At 73.2% G+C, this 18,132-nt stretch carries 16 protein-coding genes; 12 read left to right on the top strand and 4 right to left on the bottom strand.

Annotated features, from left to right (window positions below; translation table 11 throughout):
* Positions 1-247: 247 nt before the first annotated feature.
* Positions 248-1,342, top strand: a complete 1,095-nt coding sequence (locus tag SCWH03_RS04045) for a LacI family DNA-binding transcriptional regulator (RefSeq protein WP_254076547.1) — start codon at positions 248-250, stop codon at positions 1,340-1,342.
* Between the two features lie 108 nt (positions 1,343-1,450).
* Here the strand turns inward: SCWH03_RS04045 and SCWH03_RS04050 are convergent, their stop codons facing one another.
* On the bottom strand, positions 1,451-3,088 hold the full coding sequence (locus SCWH03_RS04050; RefSeq protein ID WP_173261891.1) for an FAD-dependent oxidoreductase: 1,638 nt from the start codon (positions 3,086-3,088) through the stop codon (positions 1,451-1,453).
* 202 nt (positions 3,089-3,290) lie between these two features.
* Between SCWH03_RS04050 and SCWH03_RS04055 the strand changes: the two genes are divergently transcribed.
* The 7 genes from SCWH03_RS04055 to SCWH03_RS04085 all read left to right on the top strand — a co-directional run bounded on the left by SCWH03_RS04055 (position 3,291) and on the right by SCWH03_RS04085 (position 8,576).
* Positions 3,291-4,412 carry a SchA/CurD-like domain-containing protein gene (locus tag SCWH03_RS04055; protein WP_173261893.1) on the top strand — a complete coding sequence of 374 codons (1,122 nt, stop codon included), beginning with the start codon at positions 3,291-3,293 and terminating at the stop codon, positions 4,410-4,412.
* 79 nt (positions 4,413-4,491) lie between these two features.
* Positions 4,492-4,932 carry a cupin domain-containing protein gene (locus tag SCWH03_RS04060; protein WP_173261896.1) on the top strand — a complete coding sequence of 147 codons (441 nt, stop codon included), beginning with the start codon at positions 4,492-4,494 and terminating at the stop codon, positions 4,930-4,932.
* Positions 4,929-6,197: a beta-ketoacyl-[acyl-carrier-protein] synthase family protein gene (locus tag SCWH03_RS04065; RefSeq protein WP_173261898.1), complete on the top strand. Its 1,269-nt coding sequence runs from the start codon at positions 4,929-4,931 to the stop codon at positions 6,195-6,197. The genes SCWH03_RS04060 and SCWH03_RS04065 overlap by 4 nt, the downstream gene beginning before the upstream one ends.
* Positions 6,194-7,441 (top strand): beta-ketoacyl synthase N-terminal-like domain-containing protein, encoded by a 1,248-nt coding sequence (locus SCWH03_RS04070; protein WP_173261901.1) that lies wholly within the window; start codon positions 6,194-6,196, stop codon positions 7,439-7,441. The genes SCWH03_RS04065 and SCWH03_RS04070 overlap by 4 nt, the downstream gene beginning before the upstream one ends.
* A 23-nt stretch (positions 7,442-7,464) precedes the next feature.
* Positions 7,465-7,731 (top strand): acyl carrier protein, encoded by a 267-nt coding sequence (locus SCWH03_RS04075; protein WP_017948995.1) that lies wholly within the window; start codon positions 7,465-7,467, stop codon positions 7,729-7,731.
* 1 nt (position 7,732) lies between these two features.
* Positions 7,733-8,215 (top strand): SRPBCC family protein, encoded by a 483-nt coding sequence (locus SCWH03_RS04080; RefSeq protein ID WP_173261904.1) that lies wholly within the window; start codon positions 7,733-7,735, stop codon positions 8,213-8,215.
* Between the two features lie 25 nt (positions 8,216-8,240).
* Positions 8,241-8,576 carry a TcmI family type II polyketide cyclase gene (locus SCWH03_RS04085; RefSeq protein WP_173261907.1) on the top strand — a complete coding sequence of 112 codons (336 nt, stop codon included), beginning with the start codon at positions 8,241-8,243 and terminating at the stop codon, positions 8,574-8,576.
* Between the two features lie 110 nt (positions 8,577-8,686).
* On the opposite strand, the gene SCWH03_RS04090 is transcribed toward SCWH03_RS04085, so the two are convergent.
* The 3 genes from SCWH03_RS04090 to SCWH03_RS04100 form a co-directional block, all read right to left on the bottom strand.
* Positions 8,687-9,766, bottom strand: coding sequence for a methyltransferase (locus tag SCWH03_RS04090; protein WP_173261910.1), 1,080 nt, complete (start codon positions 9,764-9,766; stop codon positions 8,687-8,689).
* On the bottom strand, positions 9,763-10,824 hold the full coding sequence (locus SCWH03_RS04095) for a right-handed parallel beta-helix repeat-containing protein (RefSeq protein ID WP_173261913.1): 1,062 nt from the start codon (positions 10,822-10,824) through the stop codon (positions 9,763-9,765). The genes SCWH03_RS04090 and SCWH03_RS04095 overlap by 4 nt, the downstream gene beginning before the upstream one ends.
* A 154-nt stretch (positions 10,825-10,978) precedes the next feature.
* Positions 10,979-11,869: a (2Fe-2S)-binding protein gene (locus tag SCWH03_RS04100; protein WP_371872606.1), complete on the bottom strand. Its 891-nt coding sequence runs from the start codon at positions 11,867-11,869 to the stop codon at positions 10,979-10,981.
* 189 nt (positions 11,870-12,058) lie between these two features.
* Between SCWH03_RS04100 and SCWH03_RS04105 the strand changes: the two genes are divergently transcribed.
* The 4 genes from SCWH03_RS04105 to SCWH03_RS04120 are packed head-to-tail and all read left to right on the top strand — an operon-like array spanning position 12,059 to position 18,095.
* On the top strand, positions 12,059-13,246 hold the full coding sequence (locus SCWH03_RS04105; protein WP_173261916.1) for an ATP-grasp domain-containing protein: 1,188 nt from the start codon (positions 12,059-12,061) through the stop codon (positions 13,244-13,246).
* Positions 13,243-15,021, top strand: coding sequence for an IucA/IucC family protein (locus SCWH03_RS04110; protein ID WP_173261919.1), 1,779 nt, complete (start codon positions 13,243-13,245; stop codon positions 15,019-15,021). The genes SCWH03_RS04105 and SCWH03_RS04110 overlap by 4 nt, the downstream gene beginning before the upstream one ends.
* 6 nt (positions 15,022-15,027) lie before the next feature.
* Positions 15,028-16,830 (top strand): IucA/IucC family protein, encoded by a 1,803-nt coding sequence (locus SCWH03_RS04115; protein ID WP_173261922.1) that lies wholly within the window; start codon positions 15,028-15,030, stop codon positions 16,828-16,830.
* Entirely contained in the window at positions 16,827-18,095 is a 1,269-nt protein-coding gene (locus SCWH03_RS04120) for a type III PLP-dependent enzyme (RefSeq protein ID WP_254076548.1), read from the top strand. Before SCWH03_RS04115 ends, SCWH03_RS04120 begins: the two co-directional genes overlap by 4 nt.
* Positions 18,096-18,132 lie beyond the last annotated feature (37 nt).

An 18,132-nucleotide genomic window follows, 5' to 3' on the forward strand; every position in this document is an offset into this window, starting at 1 on the left:
GCTCCTTTGCTCGGCCCGGCGTGGGCTGCATCCGGTGCACGGGATGCCGCGGACGCTGGGAGCAGACCCTGCATCGCGTTCCGGCAGAAAGTCAATGCACTGAGCGAAGAAAATTCCACCTCCCTGACATCTTCGCAGCTCAGAGAAGCTTGAACGCAGGGTTGCGTGATCGACTAATGCGCTTTAGAGTTCAGCCACTCAAGCGCTTTAGTGCACTGGACTGATCGAGGCCGGGAAGGGAGCACGGGTGGCAGCGAATCCTCCGTCCGCCGAGGACGCGCCGCAGCGGGGGCGCTCCCCCGCCCGCCGGCCGAGGATGAAGGACATCGCCCGCCGCGCCGGGGTCTCCGAGACCGCCGTGTCCTTCGCGCTCAACGACCGGCCGGGAGTCTCCGAGGCCACCCGCGACCGGGTGCGCCGGGTCGCCGACGAGCTGGGCTGGCGGCCGAGCACCGCCGCCCGCGCACTGTCCGGCGAGGGCGCGGCGACGGTGGGTCTGGTGGTCGCACGGCCCGCGGGGACACTCGGCGTCGACTCGTTCTTCCTCCAGCTGATCTCCGGAGTCCAGGAGGTGCTGTCCGAACGGCACCTCGGCCTGCTGTTCCAGGTGGTGGAGGATCTGGACGCCGAGTGCGCGGTCTACCGCCGCTGGTGGGCCGAGCACCGGGTGGACGGCGTCCTCGTCGTCGACCCGCGCTCCGACGACCCGCGGCCGGTGCTGCTCGCCGAGCTGGGACTGCCGGGTGTGGTGATCGGCGGCGCCCCCGAGGAGGGCGGCCCGGGGCTGTCCGCCCTCTGGGCGGACGACACCGCTGCGATGGCCTGCGTCGTCGGCAGGCTCCATGCGCTGGGACACCGCCGCATCGTACACATCGCCGGACTGCCCGGCCTCGCCCACACCGAGCGCCGCATCCGCTCGCTGCGGGCCCAGGCCGAACGGCTGGGGCTGACCCAGGTCCGCTCCGTCACCACCGACTACTCGGACGCGGAGGGCGCCGCGGTCACCCGCGGAGTGCTCTCGGACGAGGCACCGCCGACCGCTTTGGTGTACGACAACGACGTGATGGCCGTGGCCGGGGTCGCCGTGGCGACGAGTCTCGGCTGCGCCGTGCCCGATGACGTGTCGATCATCGCCTGGGAGGACTCGGCGCTGTGCCGTCTGGTCGACCCCTGGCTGGCGGCCCTCTCACGGGACACCGTCTCCTTCGGCCGCAGCGCGGCGGGGGAGCTCGTGGGCCTGCTCGACGGAGCCCCCGCACGGACGGTCCGGGCACCGGTCCCCGGGCTGATCGAGCGGGCGAGCATCGGACCGGCCCGCCGGCCGGTGGCCGGGCGGGGATGACCGCCGTGGCGGAGCGCGGGCGGCCGACCGGGGTCGGACCGCACCGGCTGCCGCCACGGCGGCCCCCAGGGCGGGGCCCCGCCGGCAGCGCCGGGAGGGCCCCGCCGGTCAGGGGCGGTGGAGCAGGGCCTTCATCGTGTCGAGCAGGACCGTCTCCGGGTCGCGCACCGCACCGGCCGCGCGCCAGGCCACAAAGCCGTCGGGGCGCACCACCACGGCGCCCTCGTCCGTCGTGCCGTGCAGTTCGGCCCAGTCACCCGACTCGGGGACGAGCTCCGCATGCGGTTCCGTGCCGATCCGGTAGGCGTCCAGGGTGATGGACAGCTTCTCGGCGACCGTGGCGGCCGCCGTGTGCCACGGTGTGCCGCCGGAGCCGGTGAGCAGCACGAAGTTGCGCTCGTACAGGTCCAGCGTGGACACCGTCCGCGTCGTGTCGTGCGGGTGCAGCCACATGTGCGGGGCACGGGTGCCGGGGTCCCCCGAGAGATCCATCCGATCGGGTACGACGGCCATGCCGGGATCGGCGCCGACGACGGCACCGCGCGGGTAGCGGTAGCCCATGGCGACCGTGAGCATGCCCCGCTGGCGTCCGCCGACCATCTCGGGGCCGGGGGTGTAGCCGGGATGGCTGTGCTCCGCCGAGCGTGCCGACGCGCGCTCGCTGGTGGCCTCCGCCACGGGGCGGCGCTCGGCCTCGTAACTGGACAGCAGGCCGGGGCCGGCCGAGCCGTCGAGGACGAGGGCGAGCTTCCAGGCGAGGTTGTGGGCGTCCTGGATGCCGGTGTTGGAGCCGAAGGCGCCGGTGGGTGACATCTCGTGGGCGGAGTCCCCGGCGAGGAAGACCCGGCCCCCGCCGTACCGCTCCGCGACCCGCTCGGCGGCGTGCCAGGGGGCCCTTCCGGTGATCTCCACGTCGATGTCCGGGGCGCCGACGGCCCGGCGGATGTGGGCGGCGCAGCGCTCGTCGGTGAAGTCCTCCAGCGTCTCGCCGGTGTCCGGCTGCCAGGGTGCGTGGAAGACCCAGTTCTCGGTGTTGTCCACCGGCAGCAGGGCCCCGTCCGCGCCCTCGGCTGTGAGGTAGCAGACGATGAAGCGCCGGTCGCCGACGACGTCCGCGAGCCCGCGCGAGCGGAACGTGATGCTGACGTTGTGGAACAGGTCGCCGTGCCCCGTCTGGCCGATGCCGAGCTGCCGGCGGATCGGGCTGCGGGGCCCGTCGGCCGCGATCAGGTAGCCGGCGCGCACGGTCCTGTGCCGCCCGGAGCCGCGGTCCCGCACCACGGCGGTGACGCCGTCCCCGTCCTGCTCGAACGACATCAGCTCGGTGGAGTAGCGCAGGTCGCCGCCGAGCTTGCGGGCGCAGTCGAGCAGCACGGGCTCGAGGTCGTTCTGACTGCACACGCACCACCCGGACGGGCTGAACCGGGCGATCCCGTTGCCGGGGTCGATCTCCTTCAGCAGCCACTCGCCGGCGTCGCCGCGGAGCGAGGGGGTCTGGAAGATGCCGTGGTTGCCCGCGAGGAGCGACGCGGCCCGGTGGATGAGCGGTTCCGCCCCGGCCACCCGGAACAGCTCCATGGTGCGGACGTTGTTGCCCCGGCCGCGCGGATGCCTCGACGTGCCCGCGTGTCTCTCCACCAGCATGTGCGCGACGCCGAGCCTGCCGAGGAACAGCGAGGAGGACAGCCCCACCAGGGAGCCGCCCACGATGAGTACCGGTACGCGCTCGTCGATGTGTTCTTCCATCAGTAGCTCCAGCTCCAGCCGCCGGTAGGGGGAATGGAGTTTCCATGCCCTGGCGGGGAGGGCTCGATCGCCCGGTTCACCCACCTGGTTCACACATCTCGCGCCACCCGTGGTACCGGCACAGGATCGAAGCCTGACGCCCCTGGCCGGCTTCGTGCACCGCACGCGGCGGCCCCACCGTCTCGAAGGAGATGCGTGCATCATGACAACGGTTTCCGAACGTATATCCCAGTCGGCCTTTGACGGGTCCAGGCTGCGTGTCGTACTGCTGCTGGACCTTCAGGACGGTGCTCAGCAGAACTTCCTCAAGGCCTACGAGCACATGCGCAACCAGGTCGCGTCGGTGCCGGGCCACATCAGCGACCAGCTGTGCCAGTCCATCGAGAACCCTTCCCAGTGGCTGATCACCAGCGAGTGGGAGAGCGCGCCGCCCTTCCTCGCCTGGGTGAACAGCGAGGAGCACGTCGAGACGGTACGGCCGCTGCACAACTGCGTCCGGGACACCCGTTCACTGCGCTTCAGCGTGCTGCGCGAGACGGGCAGGCTGCACACCCCGCCGGCCGCCGACGCCGCACAGGGCGGACTGCAACCGTTCCCCCGAGTGGGTGACAACGTGGTGCGCCACGCCCTCACCTTCACGGTCAAGCCGGGCAGCGAGGCCCTCGTGGCGGACATCCTCGCGGGCTACCGCTCGCCCCGGTCGAAGGTCGACGAGCACACCCGGCTCCGCAGGACCTCGCTGTTCATGCACGGCAACCGCGTGGTGCGGGCCGTCGAGGTGGAGGGCGACCTGATGGCGGCGCTGCGCCATGTGGCCAGGCAGCCCGAGGTGCGGGCCGTCGAGGAGGCCATCAACCCGTATCTGGAGCAGGACCGGGACCTCAACGACCCGGACTCCGCGCGGGTGTTCTTCACCCGGGCGGCGCTTCCCGCGGTGCACCACCTGGCCTCCGCGGGCACCGACGACGAGGCCGTCAGGCGGCATGCGCTGTACTACCCGGCCAAGCCCGGCTGCGGCATGGCGCTGGCCCGGCTGCTCGCCGGGCAGGACGAGGCGGCGGCGGGCGACCCGTCGACCCCGATCGACAGCAGCACGATCTTCCAGCGGGACGACATCGTCGTACGCCTGGTCGACGTGCGCGGTTCCGGTGACGCGGCGCCGCTGCAGGTGATCGGGGCGCACGGCCCGCGCAAGGCGGCCATGCTGTCCCGCCTGCTGGACAGCGAGGCGCTGGGCATCGACGCCCCGGCGACTCAGGAGGACATGTCCAAGCTGCTGTCGTCCGCGGACATGCGCCCGATCACCGACCGCCACGCCCCCTGACCCCTGCGGCCTGCCGCTCCGGTACCCGCACACCCCGAACCGCCGGCGCCACAGGCACGGCCATGTGGAGGAACCCGTCATGACCACACCCCATCGCATCGTCGACCTCGGCGAGACCCAGCACAACACCAAACGCGGCGGCGACCTGCGCGCCATGCTCACGCCCACGGCGGTGGGCGCCACGAGCGGCTTCATGGGCCTGGCGACCGTCGAGCCCGGCGACCGCATCGGCGAGCACTACCACCCGTACTCCGAGGAGTTCGTGTACGTCGTGTGCGGGGAGATGGAAGTCGACCTCGACGACGAGACGCTGCCGATCCGGCCGGACCAGGGTCTGTTCATCCCGCCCTATGTACGGCACCGGTTCCGCAACGTCGGCAGCACGCAGGCCCGGATGGTCTTCCATCTCGGGCCGCTGGCCCCGCGGCCGGAGCTGGGCCACGTCGACACCGAGGAGGCGCCGGGAGCGGGGGCAGGGGCCGCCCACCGGCCGCCGGAACGCACCGGGACGGCTTCATGACCCGGCGTGTGGCGGTCACCGGTGTCGGCATAGTCGCGCCGGGAGGTGTCGGGATACCGGCGTTCTGGGACCTCCTGGCCGGCGGCCGCACGGCGACGCGCGGCATCACCCTCTTCGACCCGGCCGGCTTCCGTTCGCGGATCGCCGCGGAGTGCGACTTCGACCCGCAGGAGCACGGACTGGGCCCGGAGGAGGTGCAGCGCGCCGACAGGTACGTCCAGTTCGCCATGGTCGCCGCCCGGGAGGCGCTCCGGGACGCCGGTCTCGACCCGGAGAAGGAGGACCCGTGGCGGATCGGGGTGTCGCTCGGCACCGCCGTGGGCGGCACCACCCGTCTGGAGCACGACTACGTCAGGGTCAGCGGTTCGGGCCGGCGCTGGGACGTGGAGCCGAGCGAGGCGGAGCCCCATCTGCACCGGGCGTTCTCGCCCAGCGCCCTCGCCTCCGAGGTCGCCGAGCAGACGGGCGCCCACGGTCCGGTGCAGACCGTGTCCACGGGCTGCACCTCGGGCCTGGACGCGATCGGGTACGCCTTCCACGCGATAGAGGAGGGCAGGGTCGACGTCTGCATCGCCGGGGCCTCGGACTCGCCCATCTCCCCCATCACCGTGGCGTGCTTCGACGCGATCAAGGCCACCTCGCCCAACAACGACGATCCGGCCCATGCCTCCCGCCCCTTCGACGCGCGCCGTGACGGGTTCGTGATGGGCGAGGGCGGAGCCGTACTCGTCCTGGAGGAGCTCGAGCACGCACGGGCCCGCGGTGCCACGGTGTACTGCGAGGTCGGCGGCTACGCCACGTTCGGCAACGCCTACCACATGACGGGTCTCACCCGCGAGGGTCTGGAGATGGCGCGGGCCATCGACAGCGCCCTGGACCACGCGCGGCTGGACGGGTCGGACATCGACTACGTCAACGCGCACGGCTCCGGTACGCAGCAGAACGACCGGCACGAGACGGCCGCCGTGAAGCAGTCGCTCGGGTCCCACGCGTACCAGACCCCGATGAGTTCCATCAAGTCCATGGTGGGCCACTCGCTCGGGGCGATCGGGGCGATCGAGGTCGTCGCCTGCGTGCTGGCGATGGCCCACCAGGTGGTGCCGCCGACGGCGAACTACGAGGCCCCCGACCCCGAGTGCGATCTCGACTATGTGCCGCGCACGGCGCGCGCCCTCAGGCTGCGCAACGTGCTCTCGGTCGGCAGCGGATTCGGCGGGTTCCAGTCCGCCGTGGTCCTGACCCGGCCAGGAGGGAGGACACCATGAGTCCTCGGCAGGACCGGCGACCGGTCGTCACCGGAATCGGTGTCGTCGCCCCCAACGGGGTCGGTACCGATGCCTTCTGGAAGTCCACCCGGGAGGGCGTCAGCGTCCTCGACCACATCACGCGTGAAGGCTGCGACCACATGCCGGTCCGGGTCGCGGGAGAGGTCCGCGGCTTCGACCCCGAATCCCTGGTCGAGGAGCGCTACCTCGTCCAGACCGACCGGTTCACGCACTTCGCGATGGCCGCGGCCGACATGGCGCTGGCCGACGCGCGGATCTCCGCGGGCGACTGCGGCGGGTCGCCGTTCGCCGTGGGCGTGGTCACCGCCGCCGGGTCCGGCGGCGGCGAGTTCGGCCAGCGGGAGCTGCAGCGGCTGTGGGGACAGGGCTCCCGCTATGTGGGCCCGTACCAGTCCATCGCGTGGTTCTACGCGGCGAGCACCGGTCAGATCTCCATCCGCGGCGGGTTCAAGGGCCCCTGCGGTGTGGTCGCCAGTGACGAGGCGGGCGGTCTCGACGCCCTCGCGCACGCGGCCCGGGCCATCGGCCGGGGCACGGACGCGGTCGTGATCGGGGCGGCGGAGGCGCCGCTCGCGCCGTACTCGCTGGTCTGCCAGCTCGGCTACCGGGAACTCAGCACGAGCGAGGACCCGGAGCGGGCCTACCGGCCCTTCACCGCGGGCGCGGGCGGCTTCGTGCCCGCGGAGGGCGGGGCCATGCTCGTCGTGGAGGCGGAGTCGGCGGCCCGCCGCCGCGAAGCCCCGGTCCGCGCCGTGGTGGCCGGTCACGCGGCGACGTTCACCGGGGCCTCCCGGTGGGAGGCCTCGCGCGAGGGGCTTGCCCGGGCGATCCGGGGAGCCCTGGCGGAGGCCGGGTGCGCGCCCGAGGAGGTCGACGTCGTCTTCGCGGACGCGCTCGGCGTCCCGGAGGCGGACCGCGCCGAGGCCCTGGCGCTCGCCGACGCGCTGGGGACGCACGGCCGGCGGGTGCCGGTGACGGCGCCCAAGACCGGTACGGGCCGGGCGTACTGCGGTGCGCCCGTGCTGGACACGGCCGCCGCCGTGCTCGCCCTGCAGGAGGGCGTCGTCCCGCCCACGCCGGGCGTCTTCGACGTGTGCCACGAACTGGAGGTGGTCACCGGCAGGCCGCGCCCTGCCGAACTGCGCACGGCCCTGGTGCTGAGCCGGGGACTCATGGGCTCGAACGCGGCGCTCGTGCTGCGGCACGGCGCCGACGCCCGGTGAAGAACCCTGAGAAGGAGGACCTCATGACCATGCAGATCTCCAAGCTGACCATCGAAGAGCTCGCCGCCCTGATGAAGAAGGGTGCCGGCGTCACCGTCGACCCCGCGGAGATGGGCGGCCGCCCCGAGGCGCGGTTCGACGAGTACGGCCTCGACTCCCTCGGCCTCCTCGGCATCGTCGGGGAGCTCGAGAACCGCTACGGCCGCGCGCTCCCCCAGGACGCCGACCGCTGCAAGACCCCGCGCGAATTCCTCGACCTCGTCAACAACTCCCTCATGGCAGGAGCCTGAAGTGTCCGGGCACACCGAGAACAAGATCGTCATCAACGCTCCCATGGACCTCGTCTGGGAGGTCACCAACGACATCGAGAACTGGCCCCGCCTGTTCAGCGAGTACGCCTCCGTCGAGATCCTGGAGCGCGAGGGCAACCGGACGAGGTTCCGGCTGACCATGCACCCGGACGAGAACGGCACGGTGTGGAGCTGGGTGTCGGAGCGCGTCGTCGACCCCGGTGCGAGGACCGTTCACGCCCGCCGGGTCGAGACGGGCCCCTTCCGGCACATGGACATCCGCTGGACGTACGACCGGACGCCCGACGGCGTCCTCATGCACTGGACCCAGGACTTCGCGATGAAGCCGGACGCCCCGGTCGACGACGACTGGATGACCGACAACATCAACAGGAACTCCAAGGTCCAGATGGCCCTCATCAAGGACAAGATCGAGCAGCGGGCGCGGGAACACGGCGCACCGGTCTCGGTCCACTCCGACTGACCGCCCACCGAAGGGAACGCCCTCGATGCACCACGCCCTCATCGTCGCCCGTATGGCACCGGACTCGGCCCCCGACATCGCCGAGGTGTTCGCGGCCTCCGACCGGGGTGAACTGCCCGACCTGGTCGGGGTGACCCGGCGCAGCCTCTTCCAGTTCGGCGATGTCTACCTGCATCTGATCGAAGCCGACCGGCCGCCGGGGCCGGCGGTGGCCAAGGTGGCGGACCACCCCGAGTTCCGCGACATCAGCGACCGGCTCTCCGCCTACGTCAGCGCGTACGACCCCGAGACCTGGCGCGGTCCCAAGGACGCCATGGCCCGCGAGTTCTACCGCTGGGAGCGTGCGGCGAAGGGACGCTGAAGGACGAAGGGATGAGCGCGTGAAAGGGAGCACGCGTGACGGGATGACACGGCTCGCCGGCTCCGCGTCCGGTCGCGGAGCCGGCGAGAGGGGGTGCGGCGGTCCGGTGGTCAGCCGCCGGGTGTGACGCTGTCGAACGCGTGGAGGTACGCGTTGACCGGACGGACGTCGCCGACGACGAGGCCGGCGTCCGCCATCCTGCCCGCCATGCTCTCCCGGGTGTGCTTCGCACCGCCCACGTTGAGAAGCAGCAGCAGGTCCATCGAGGTGGTGAACTTCATCGACGGGGTGTCGTCGACGAGGTTCTCGATGACCACCACCCTGGCCCCCGGGCGGGCGGCCGAGACGACGTTGGCCAGGGTCCTTCGGGTGCTGTCGTCGTCCCATTCCAGGATGTTCTTGATGATGTAGACATCCGCCTCGACGGGGATGGCCTCCCGGCAGTCGCCGGGGACGATGGTCACCCGGCCGGCGAGGGACCCGCCGTCCCGCAGCCGGGGATCGGCGCCCGCCACGACGCGCGGCAGGTCCAGCAGCGTTCCCCGCAGGCCGGGGTTCTTCTCCAGCAGGCTCGCCAGGACGTGGCCCTGGCCGCCGCCGATGTCCGCGACGGTGGCCGCTCCACCGAGGTCGAGCAGTTCCGCCACGTCCAGCGCCGACTGCATGCTGGAGGTCGTCATGGCCTGGTTGAAGACGTGCGCGGACTCGTGCGCGTCCTCGTGGAGGTAGTCGAAGAAGCCCTTCCCGTACAGGCCGTCGAACACGCTCCGGCCCGTGCGCACCGCCTCGTCGAGGCGCGGCCAGGCGTCCCAGGTCCACGGCTCGGTGCACCACAGGGAGATGTACTTCAGGCTGTGCGGGTCGTCCTCCCGCAGCAGCCGCGACATCTCGGTGTGTGCGAAGGTGCCGTCGGCCCGCTCGGCGAAGATGCCGTGGCAGGTCAGCGCCCGCAGCATCCGCCGCAGAGCCCGGGGGTCCGCCCCGGCGGCCGCCGCCAGTTCCTCGGCGGTGGCCGGGGACTCCCCCAGTGCGTCGGCGACACCGAGCCGGGCGGCGGCCCGGACCGATGCCGCGAGGGCGGCGCCGAAGACGAGCTCCCTCAGCCGCATCGACGGCGGGGTCGCGGTGCGGACGGCGCTCCCCGGGGTGTCCGCGCCGTGCGTGGCCGCGCCGGTGGTGCCGGTCGTCATGCGCAGGTCCCCGCGTTCTGGGAGATGCGGCAGTAGTTGCCGGAGAAGACGTTGCCGGTGCCGGTGTCCCGGTTGGCCAGGTCCGCGGGGCGGTTGGCCAGCAGCATGTTCGACTGGATCATGTTGCCGGTGTTGGGGGCGCCCACGATGCTCTTGAAGAGCACGATCCCGCCGGAGAACGGGGAGGTGCCGACGTTGCTCCAGACGGCGTTGGACGCGACGGTCGCGCCCTCGACGCCGGTGAGGACGATGCCCGCGCCCTGGATCCTCGGCAGCCGTGCGGTCTTGGCGCAGGCCTTGTTGTTGTGGTGCACGCGGTTGCCGCGCACGGTCAGGTCGCCCGTCCGCGGAACGCCCTCGTCGCCCACGATGAACATGCCCGCGCAGTTGCCGGTGACGACGTTGTTGTTCACGTACAGGTTGCGCAGGCGCCGGACGGTGACGCCGATGCGGTTGCCGGCCAGCAGGTTGTCCATGACCACGGTACGCCGGGTGTTGACGGCTCCGGCCTCGGTGTCGATGGTGTTCGACACGAAGATGCCCGCGTCCGCGTTGTCACGGGCCGCGTTCCCCCGGATCTCGGACCGCAGGGACCGCTCCTGGGCGATGCCCCAGTTGCCGTTGGCCACCGCGGTGACCTCACGGATGCTCAGCTTGTTGGTGCGCGAGGCCCAGATGCCGTTCTTCTTGAACTTCGACACCGTCAGCGAGTGGACCCGGACGTTGGTGGCGGGCTTCGCGTCGGTGCCGAGGACGCAGATGCCGTTGCCGCCCAGGCCGCAGACGTGTGTCGGCTTGGCCGTGGACGGCATGAGGACGGTGCGGTCGCCCGCGCCGCGCAGCGTCAGGTCGGACTTCCTGATGAGGACGCTCTCCCGGTAGACCCCGGGGGCGATGTCGATGGTGTCCCCGGGCCGGGCCCGGTCGACCGCGAGCTGGATCGACTGACCGGGCACCACGTCGTAGGTGGTGCGGGCGCCTGCCGGCGCCGCCGCGCCCAGACCCGAGGTCACCATGAGAGCCACACAGCCGAGGTACATGAACTGTCGTTTCGTCATGAGCTCAAATTATGTGGCGAATCGGACACGTCGCCACATGGCTCGCCCATCAGAAGCGTGTCGTGGAAACCGCCCCGGGACGGCCGGTTCGGTGGAGGTCGCCGTCCGCGAGCCGGCGCGGCCGCTCCGCTTCACCCTTCCGGGGGAATCCGGTTCAGCCGGAGGGATCGCCCTCCAGCCGGCGCAGGCGCTCCGCATCACCCGTCCGGGGGCAGGTGCCGCACGCCTCGGCCGGGCGGATCGTGTAGTGCAGGCAGCAGCCGGTCCGGGTGCGGGTCGGGTACGTCCGGCCCTCGCGACCGGCGAGGCGGCGGAAGTCCGCACCGCAGGGGAACGGGGGGACGGGCCCCGGCAGCAGTTCGGAGGCGGCCCGCACACCCCGCTCCTCCTCCCCCAGCATCCGGCCGAGGTACCAGACTCCCGAGACCAGATCGTCGCCCGCCATGCCCCACAGCGCGCGAGGCCCCCGGCGCACCAGCGGGGCGATCGCGGTCAGCAGCGGGCGCACATGGCCGGCGAAGCCGGCGCGCAACTCCGCACGCAGAGCCTCCTCGTGCGGCAGCACCCGCACGCCCGGCAGAGCGGCGGCCGGATCGCCGGGAAGGCAGGCGAAACCGCCGGGCACGACGGAGAACGCCCCCGTGGTGAGGCTGACGCGGACGTCCCGGGGCCGAAGCCGCGGGACGCGGCGCTCCAGGCACCAGGGACCGCTCATCAGCAGGCCGACGGACCAGAGGTAGTCGTGCAGCACGCGGGAGGCCGCGACGTCGGGACGCGGGGTGCGGCCATGGCCGTGCTCGACCCTCAGGGCCTCGGCGTCGAGCAGGGCGTCCAGGAAGCGGGGACTGCCGGCCAGTTCGGCGCCGTCGGCCCAGCCCTGCGGGGTCCGCGAACCGGGCTCCGCGATCCGCGCGTCGAGCGCGGGGCAGCGGGCGGCGAGCCCACCGAGCGCCGAGCCGGTCAGCGCGGAGGCGGTCGGGGCGGAACCGGTCAGGGCGGAGCTTCCCGCGGCGGGGGCAGAAGGGTACACCGGAGCCAGAGTCACGGGCGCTCCTCGACACGACGACGACACGAATGAGGTAAGGAAAGGCTCACCTTAACCACAGAGAAGATCTTTCCTGCCAACCGGAGCCGTGTCGACGCGAATTGACAGGGTTAGGTGTGCCTAACCTAGGCTCTCGCCCGGCGATCCGGAACCGTCGGATCACCGGATCCGAGCGCGGAGTGACCCCTCATGCGGTTGTACCTGCTTGCCCTGAACCCGACGGACTCCGTCACCGAGGGATTCCTCCCGGCCTCCCGCCGGCTGGGACTGGACGTCACCCTGCTCACCGACCGGCCCGCGGCCCACCGCGCCGCGTACCCGGACGTCGAGGTGCTGGACTGCGACGTACGCGACTTCCGCGCCGTGGTCTCCCGGGTGTCCGCCCACGGCGCCCCGGAGGCGGTCTTCACCAACAGCGACCATCTGCAGACCCAGGCCGCGCTCGCCGCGGACTACTTCGGGCTGCCCGCCAAGGACTGGCGGGCAGCGCTCCGGACGAAGGACAAGGCCGAGATGCGCCGCCGGCTGGCCGCCGCGGGCGCCGACGCCGTCCGGTCCGTGGAACTCGCCGCCTGGCAGGAACCGTCGACCGCCGCCGCGGGGATTCCGTACCCCTGTGTGGTCAAGCCGCGCGAGGGGGTGGCCAGCGAGGACGTCGTCATGGCCGGGAACCCGGCCGAACTCGTACGGCGCTGCGAGGAGATCCGGGCGCGGCGGCCCGGGGCCGCGCTGGTCGCCGAGGAGTACCTGCCCGGAGAGCTGTTCACCCTGGAGACCCTCGGCGACGGGCGGGTACGCCATGTGCTGGGGGGGTTCCGCACCGAACTGTCCTCTCCCCCGTACTTCGTCGAGGAGCGGCTCACCTACGTCCCCGGGCATCCGCCGGACGTCGAGAGGCAGGTGCTCGCCCAGCTCGACGCGCTCGGCGTCGGGTTCGGCGCCTGCCACACGGAGTTCGTCCTGCACCGGGGGCGCGCGCGCATCGTCGAGGTCAACTACCGTGCCATCGGGGACCAGTGCGACCTGCTGCTCGCCGGGCTGCTGGACATACCGTTCTTCGAGCACGTCCTGCGCACCCACCTCGGCGAGCCGCTCCCGCCCGAACTGGGGGCGCGGACCGGCGGAGCGGCCAGGCTCGACTACCCGTGCGCGGACCGGGCCGGGACCCTGACATCGGCGCCGGGTGCCAGCGAAGTGGAGGCGGACGGGGTGAAGCTGACATACCGGCCGCTGCGCGGCATCGGTGAACGCCACCCGGTGTACCGCACCAACCGCGACTTCCTCGGCGTGGTGCGGGCCACCGGAACCGACGCATCGGCCGTGGACCGGGCCGTGACCGGGTTCCTTGCCGCACAGCGCTGGGAGATCACCCCGTGACGCTCTCCCCCGCGGACCCCGGCGGCCCGGCCGGGGGAACGGGACCGGCGGGCGCCGGAGCCGAACTGCTGCTGCGGGTGCTGAGCGCGCTGCTGCGCGAGGACGTGGTGGGGCTGCGCAGCCGCGGCCGCCCGGTCCAGCGTCCCGACGGGACCTGGCTGCGGCTCGCGGCCCCCGGACCCGACGCGCTGCTGCTGCCCGTACGCGAGGACGGCTTCCAGTGCGCATGGGCGGCCAGGGAGCCGCTGCTGCGCCGGGAGTCCGACGGGGCCGAACTGACCGACCCCGACGCGGTCCTGGCCGCACTCCGCTCCCTCGCACCGCCGGTGGACCGCGCCGGCTTCGACGCGTTCGCCGAGGAGTGCCGCCAGGCCCTCGCCGCCGCGGCGCTGCACGACGCCACGGAGGAGGAGGTGCTGCGGACGCTCGGGGAGCACCACGGCGCCGATCCGGCCCACTGGACGGGACTGTCCGGCGGCCTCGCGCTGGACGCCCTCGCCGCCCGCCTGGACCATCCGGTCTACCCCACCGGGCGCGGCAGGTCGGGCCTCGGCAGCGCGGCGCTGCGGGCGTACGCACCCGAGTTCCACCCCCGCTTCGCGCTGCACTGGATCGCCCTGCCCCGCGAGGCCGTGACCGCCACGGGCCCGCTCGACGGCCCGGCGCCCTCGGCCCTCGGCCTGCCCGGGCTCGACGCCAGCCATGTGGCGCTGCCCGTCCACCCGCTCACGGCGGCGGGCCCGCTCGGCGAAGCGGTGCGCGCCGCGGGGCTCGGGGGCCGCGCGGTCCCGGCACCGCAGGCCTGCCTGGACGTCGTCCCCACCCTTTCCATGCGGACCGTCGCACTCGCCGGCCGGCCGGGAACCCACCTGAAACTGCCGCTGGCCACCTCCACCCTCGGCCGGCTCAACCGGCGCACCATCAAGCCGGGAACGCTCTTCGACGGAGCCGCCGTGCAGCGTCTGCTGCAGGCAGTGACCGACCGCGAACCGCGGTTCCGGGACACCGTCCTGCACGCCGACGAGACCCGTTTCGCGCACGCAGGGCACGAACTGCTCGCCGTACTGCTGCGCCGCCAGCCTGCGGGCCTCGACCGCTGCGTGGTGGTGCCGATGGCGGCCCTGCTCGCCCGGGCACCCGGCGGGCGACTGGTCGTCGACCACCTGGCCGACCGCTTCCACGGCGGCGACCCGCTCGCCCTGCTGGACGCGGTACTGGCCCTGCTGCTGGACTTCCAGGCCACCCTCTTCGGGTACGGGATCGCCCTGGAGTCCCACCAGCAGAACGTCTCGCTGGTCCTGGACCCGACCGGCCGCGGCCCCCGGCTGCGGCTGCTCCTGAAGGACAACGACGGCCCGCGCATCAACGGCGAACGGCTGCGCGCCGCGCTGGGCACCGGCGCACCCGGGCCCGGGGACTTCCACGACCCCCGCATACTCGGCGACGGCGACGGCCCGCCGGCCGATCTCTTCACCACCGTCACCGTCCATCTGTGCGCCGGGGCCTACGCCTTCGGACTCGCCCGGCACGGCCGCGCCCCGCTCGACCGGCTGCTGCGGCTCGTCCGCGACCGGCTGGCCGAGGCGGTGGAGCGGCTGGGGACCGGGCCCGGCGAGCCGGGGGCCGTGCTGCGGGCACGGGTGCTCGACGCGCCGACGCTGCCCGTCAAGGCGATGGTGACCGCGGGAACCCTGCTGGCCAAGGAACGTTCGGGAGCGTCCGACATCAACAAGTACTACACCACCGGCCCCAACTACCTGCTGCGGGGAGTGTGACCCGGGTTGGCCTCGACACCTCCTTCCGCGCACCGCTCGGCCCCGGCCGCCGCGCCCACCACGCCCACCGCCGGCGAGGCGGTGGCCCACACCCTCCTCAACTGCCTCCTGCGCGAGCTGTGCGGACCGGGGCACCAGAGCGCCGTCGCCGACGGGCACCTGCTGCTGCGGCTGCCCCACCGCGGGGTGCTGCTGCGCGTCGCGCTGCGCCGGACGTCGCTGCTCGGTGCCCACCGGTTCACCGGGCCCGTCACCGAGGAGGCGGCGGGCGGCTGGTCACCGGTCGGCTGGCGGCGGCTCGCCGAGCACATCCACGCGGAGCTGACCCTGCGCACGGGCGTGCGCAACGAGGAGTTCCTGGAGCAGGTCGCCTCCAGCCACCGGGGCGTCGCCGCCGCGCTCGCCGCCCGGCGCCCGGCCGCCGGGGGCCCCGGTCCACGCGGGCAGTCCCCCGACGGCGGCTCCGGCCCACACGGCGCATCCGCCGCATATCTGGCCTCCGAGCAGTCCCTCGCCCTGGGGCACCGCTTCCACCCCACGCCCAAGGCCCGCGGCGGGGACCCCTCGACCTGGGCGGCCTACGCCCCCGAGGCCGGAGCTTCGTTCCCGCTTCGGCTGCTCGCGGTGCGGGAGGATCTGGCCGCCGGGGACTCCGCGGGCCCGGGCGCCGGTACGGAGCTGGACCGGCTGGACCGGCTGGGCCGTACGCCGGACGGCTACCGGCTGCTGCCCGCGCATCCCTGGCAGTACAAGCTGCTGCGCGACCACCCCCGGCTGAGGACCGCCCTCGCCCGCGGCGAGGTGCTCGACCTCGGCCCGGGCCCGGCGGCGTTCGCGGCGACGGCCTCCGTCCGCACCCTGTTCGACGGCGACGCCTTCCTGAAGTTCAGCCTCAACGTCCGCATCACCAACTGCCTCCGCAAGAACGCGGCGTACGAGCTCGCCGGCGCCGTGGCGCTCACCCGGCTGCTGGAGCCGGTGCTCACCGAATTGACCGGCCGCTTCCCCGGCAGCGACATGCTGCGCGAACCCGCCTACCGCAGCCTCGCCCTGCCCGGCCCGGACGGGGTACCGGTGCGGGGGCTGCTGGAGGGCTTCGGGGTGATCGTCCGCGAAGGGCTCGGCAGGCGGCTGCGGCCCGGGCTCACCGCGCTGCTCGCCGCGGCGGTCGCCGACGAGTACCCCACCGGGCCCGCCCATGTCTCCCGGCTCCTCGCGGACACCGACCCGGGCACGGCCCTGTCCTGGTGGCACGCCTACCTCGCACTGCTGGTGCCTCCGGTCCTCGCCGCGTACTTCGACCACGGCCTCGTCCTTGAGCCGCATCTGCAGAACGTCCTCGTCTGCGTGGACGGCGGGGGCCGGCCCCGCCAGGTGCTGTTCCGCGACCTGGAGGGCACCAAGCTGCTCCCGGACCGGCACGCCGCCGCGCTCACCGCGCTGCCCCCGGACGTGGCCGGCCCCATGACGTACGACGCCGGACGCGGGTGGGACCGGGTGGTCTACTGCCTTCTGGTGAACAACGTGGCCGAGATGCTGGCGGCACTGGCCGATCTGCACCCCGGCACGGAGGCCGCCCTGTGGGCGGAGGTGCGGGCCGCGCTCCGCCGCCACACCGAGGAGCACGGGCGGCAGCCGCGGCTCGACGCGCTGCTGTCGGGCGCGCCGCTGCCCGCCAAGGCCAATCTGCTGACCCGCTGGGCGCGTACCGCCGACCGTGACGCGGGCTATGTGCGGCTGCCCTCCCCGCTCGCCGAGGACGTGCTGTCCGGGGCGGGCCGCACCGACGACACAGGGAGCACACGATGAGCCTCTCCCCGACGGCCCCGACGGCCCCGACCGCCCCCGGCGCCACCGCCGTCACCGCCCCCGCCGTCACGGCACCGGTGCGCGCGCTGGCGCTCTCCCTCCCGGCCGGCCGGCTCCCCGCCTATCTGTACGACCTGGGCGCACTGCGCGAGCACGCCGATGCGGTGCGCAGGGCGCTGCCGCCGCGGGTCGAGTTGTACTACGCGGCCAAGGCCAATCCCGAACCGGAGATCCTGACGGCCCTTTCCCCGTACGTGGACGGCTTCGAGGTGTCCTCGGGGGGCGAACTGGCCCATGTGGCAGCGGCCGTACCGGGGCGTCCGCTGGCGTTCGGCGGGCCCGGGAAGACACCGGCCGAGACGGCGGCCGCGCTGGCGGCGGGAGTGGCCCGCTTCCATGTCGAGAGCGCCCACGAGTTGCGGGTGCTGGCCGCTCTCGCGGCAGAGCGGCCGGCGCCCGGGCCGCCGGTCGAGGTGCTGCCGCGGTTCAACCTGCCGCTGTCCGCGGGCGCGTTGCACACCAGTGCGCTGTCCATGGGCGGCAGACCGACACCGTTCGGGCTGGACCCGTCCGAGGCCGGCGAGGTGATGCGCCACCTCACCGGCGGCTCCTGCCCCGGCCTGCGGGTGCGCGGGATCCACGCCCACCTCGCGAGCGGGCTCGGGGCGGCGGACCAGGTCGCCGTCGCCGAGTCCGTGGTGGACTGGGCCGTACGGCTCTTCGAACGCCACGGTGCGCCGCTCCACGAGGTCAACATCGGCGGCGGGATGGCCGTCGACTACGCCGACCCCGCCGCCCGCTTCGACTGGGCCGGCTACGGAGCAGGGCTGGCGCGGCTCGTCGCGGCCCACCCGGACCTGCGACTGCGCGTCGAACCGGGGCGTGCCCTGACCGCGTACTGCGGCTGGTACGCGACGGAGGTACTGGACGTGAAGCGCAGCCACGGCGAGGACTTCGCCGTGGTCCGCGGCGGAACGCACCATCTGCGCACACCGGCGGCGAAGGGCCACGACCAGCCCTGTGCGGTACTGCCCGTGGCGCACTGGCCCCATCGCTGGCCGCGCCCCGCGGCACGGGGAGACAGCGTGACCGTGGCGGGGCAGTTGTGCACGCCGAAGGACGTGCTGGCCCGCGGGGTGCCGGCGCCCGGCCTGCGGGCCGGGGACCGGGTGGTGTTCGCGCTCGCGGGCGCCTATGCGTGGAACATCTCGCACCACGGCTTCCTCATGCATCCCCGGCCCGGGTTCCACTTCCTGGGCGGGTGACGGTTTCCCGGGCAGGGGACCGCAGAGACTGCAGAGC

Origin of the sequence: Streptomyces pacificus (assembly GCF_011766325.1) — a bacterium.
GTDB classification, from domain to species: Bacteria; Actinomycetota; Actinomycetes; order Streptomycetales; family Streptomycetaceae; genus Streptomyces; species Streptomyces pacificus.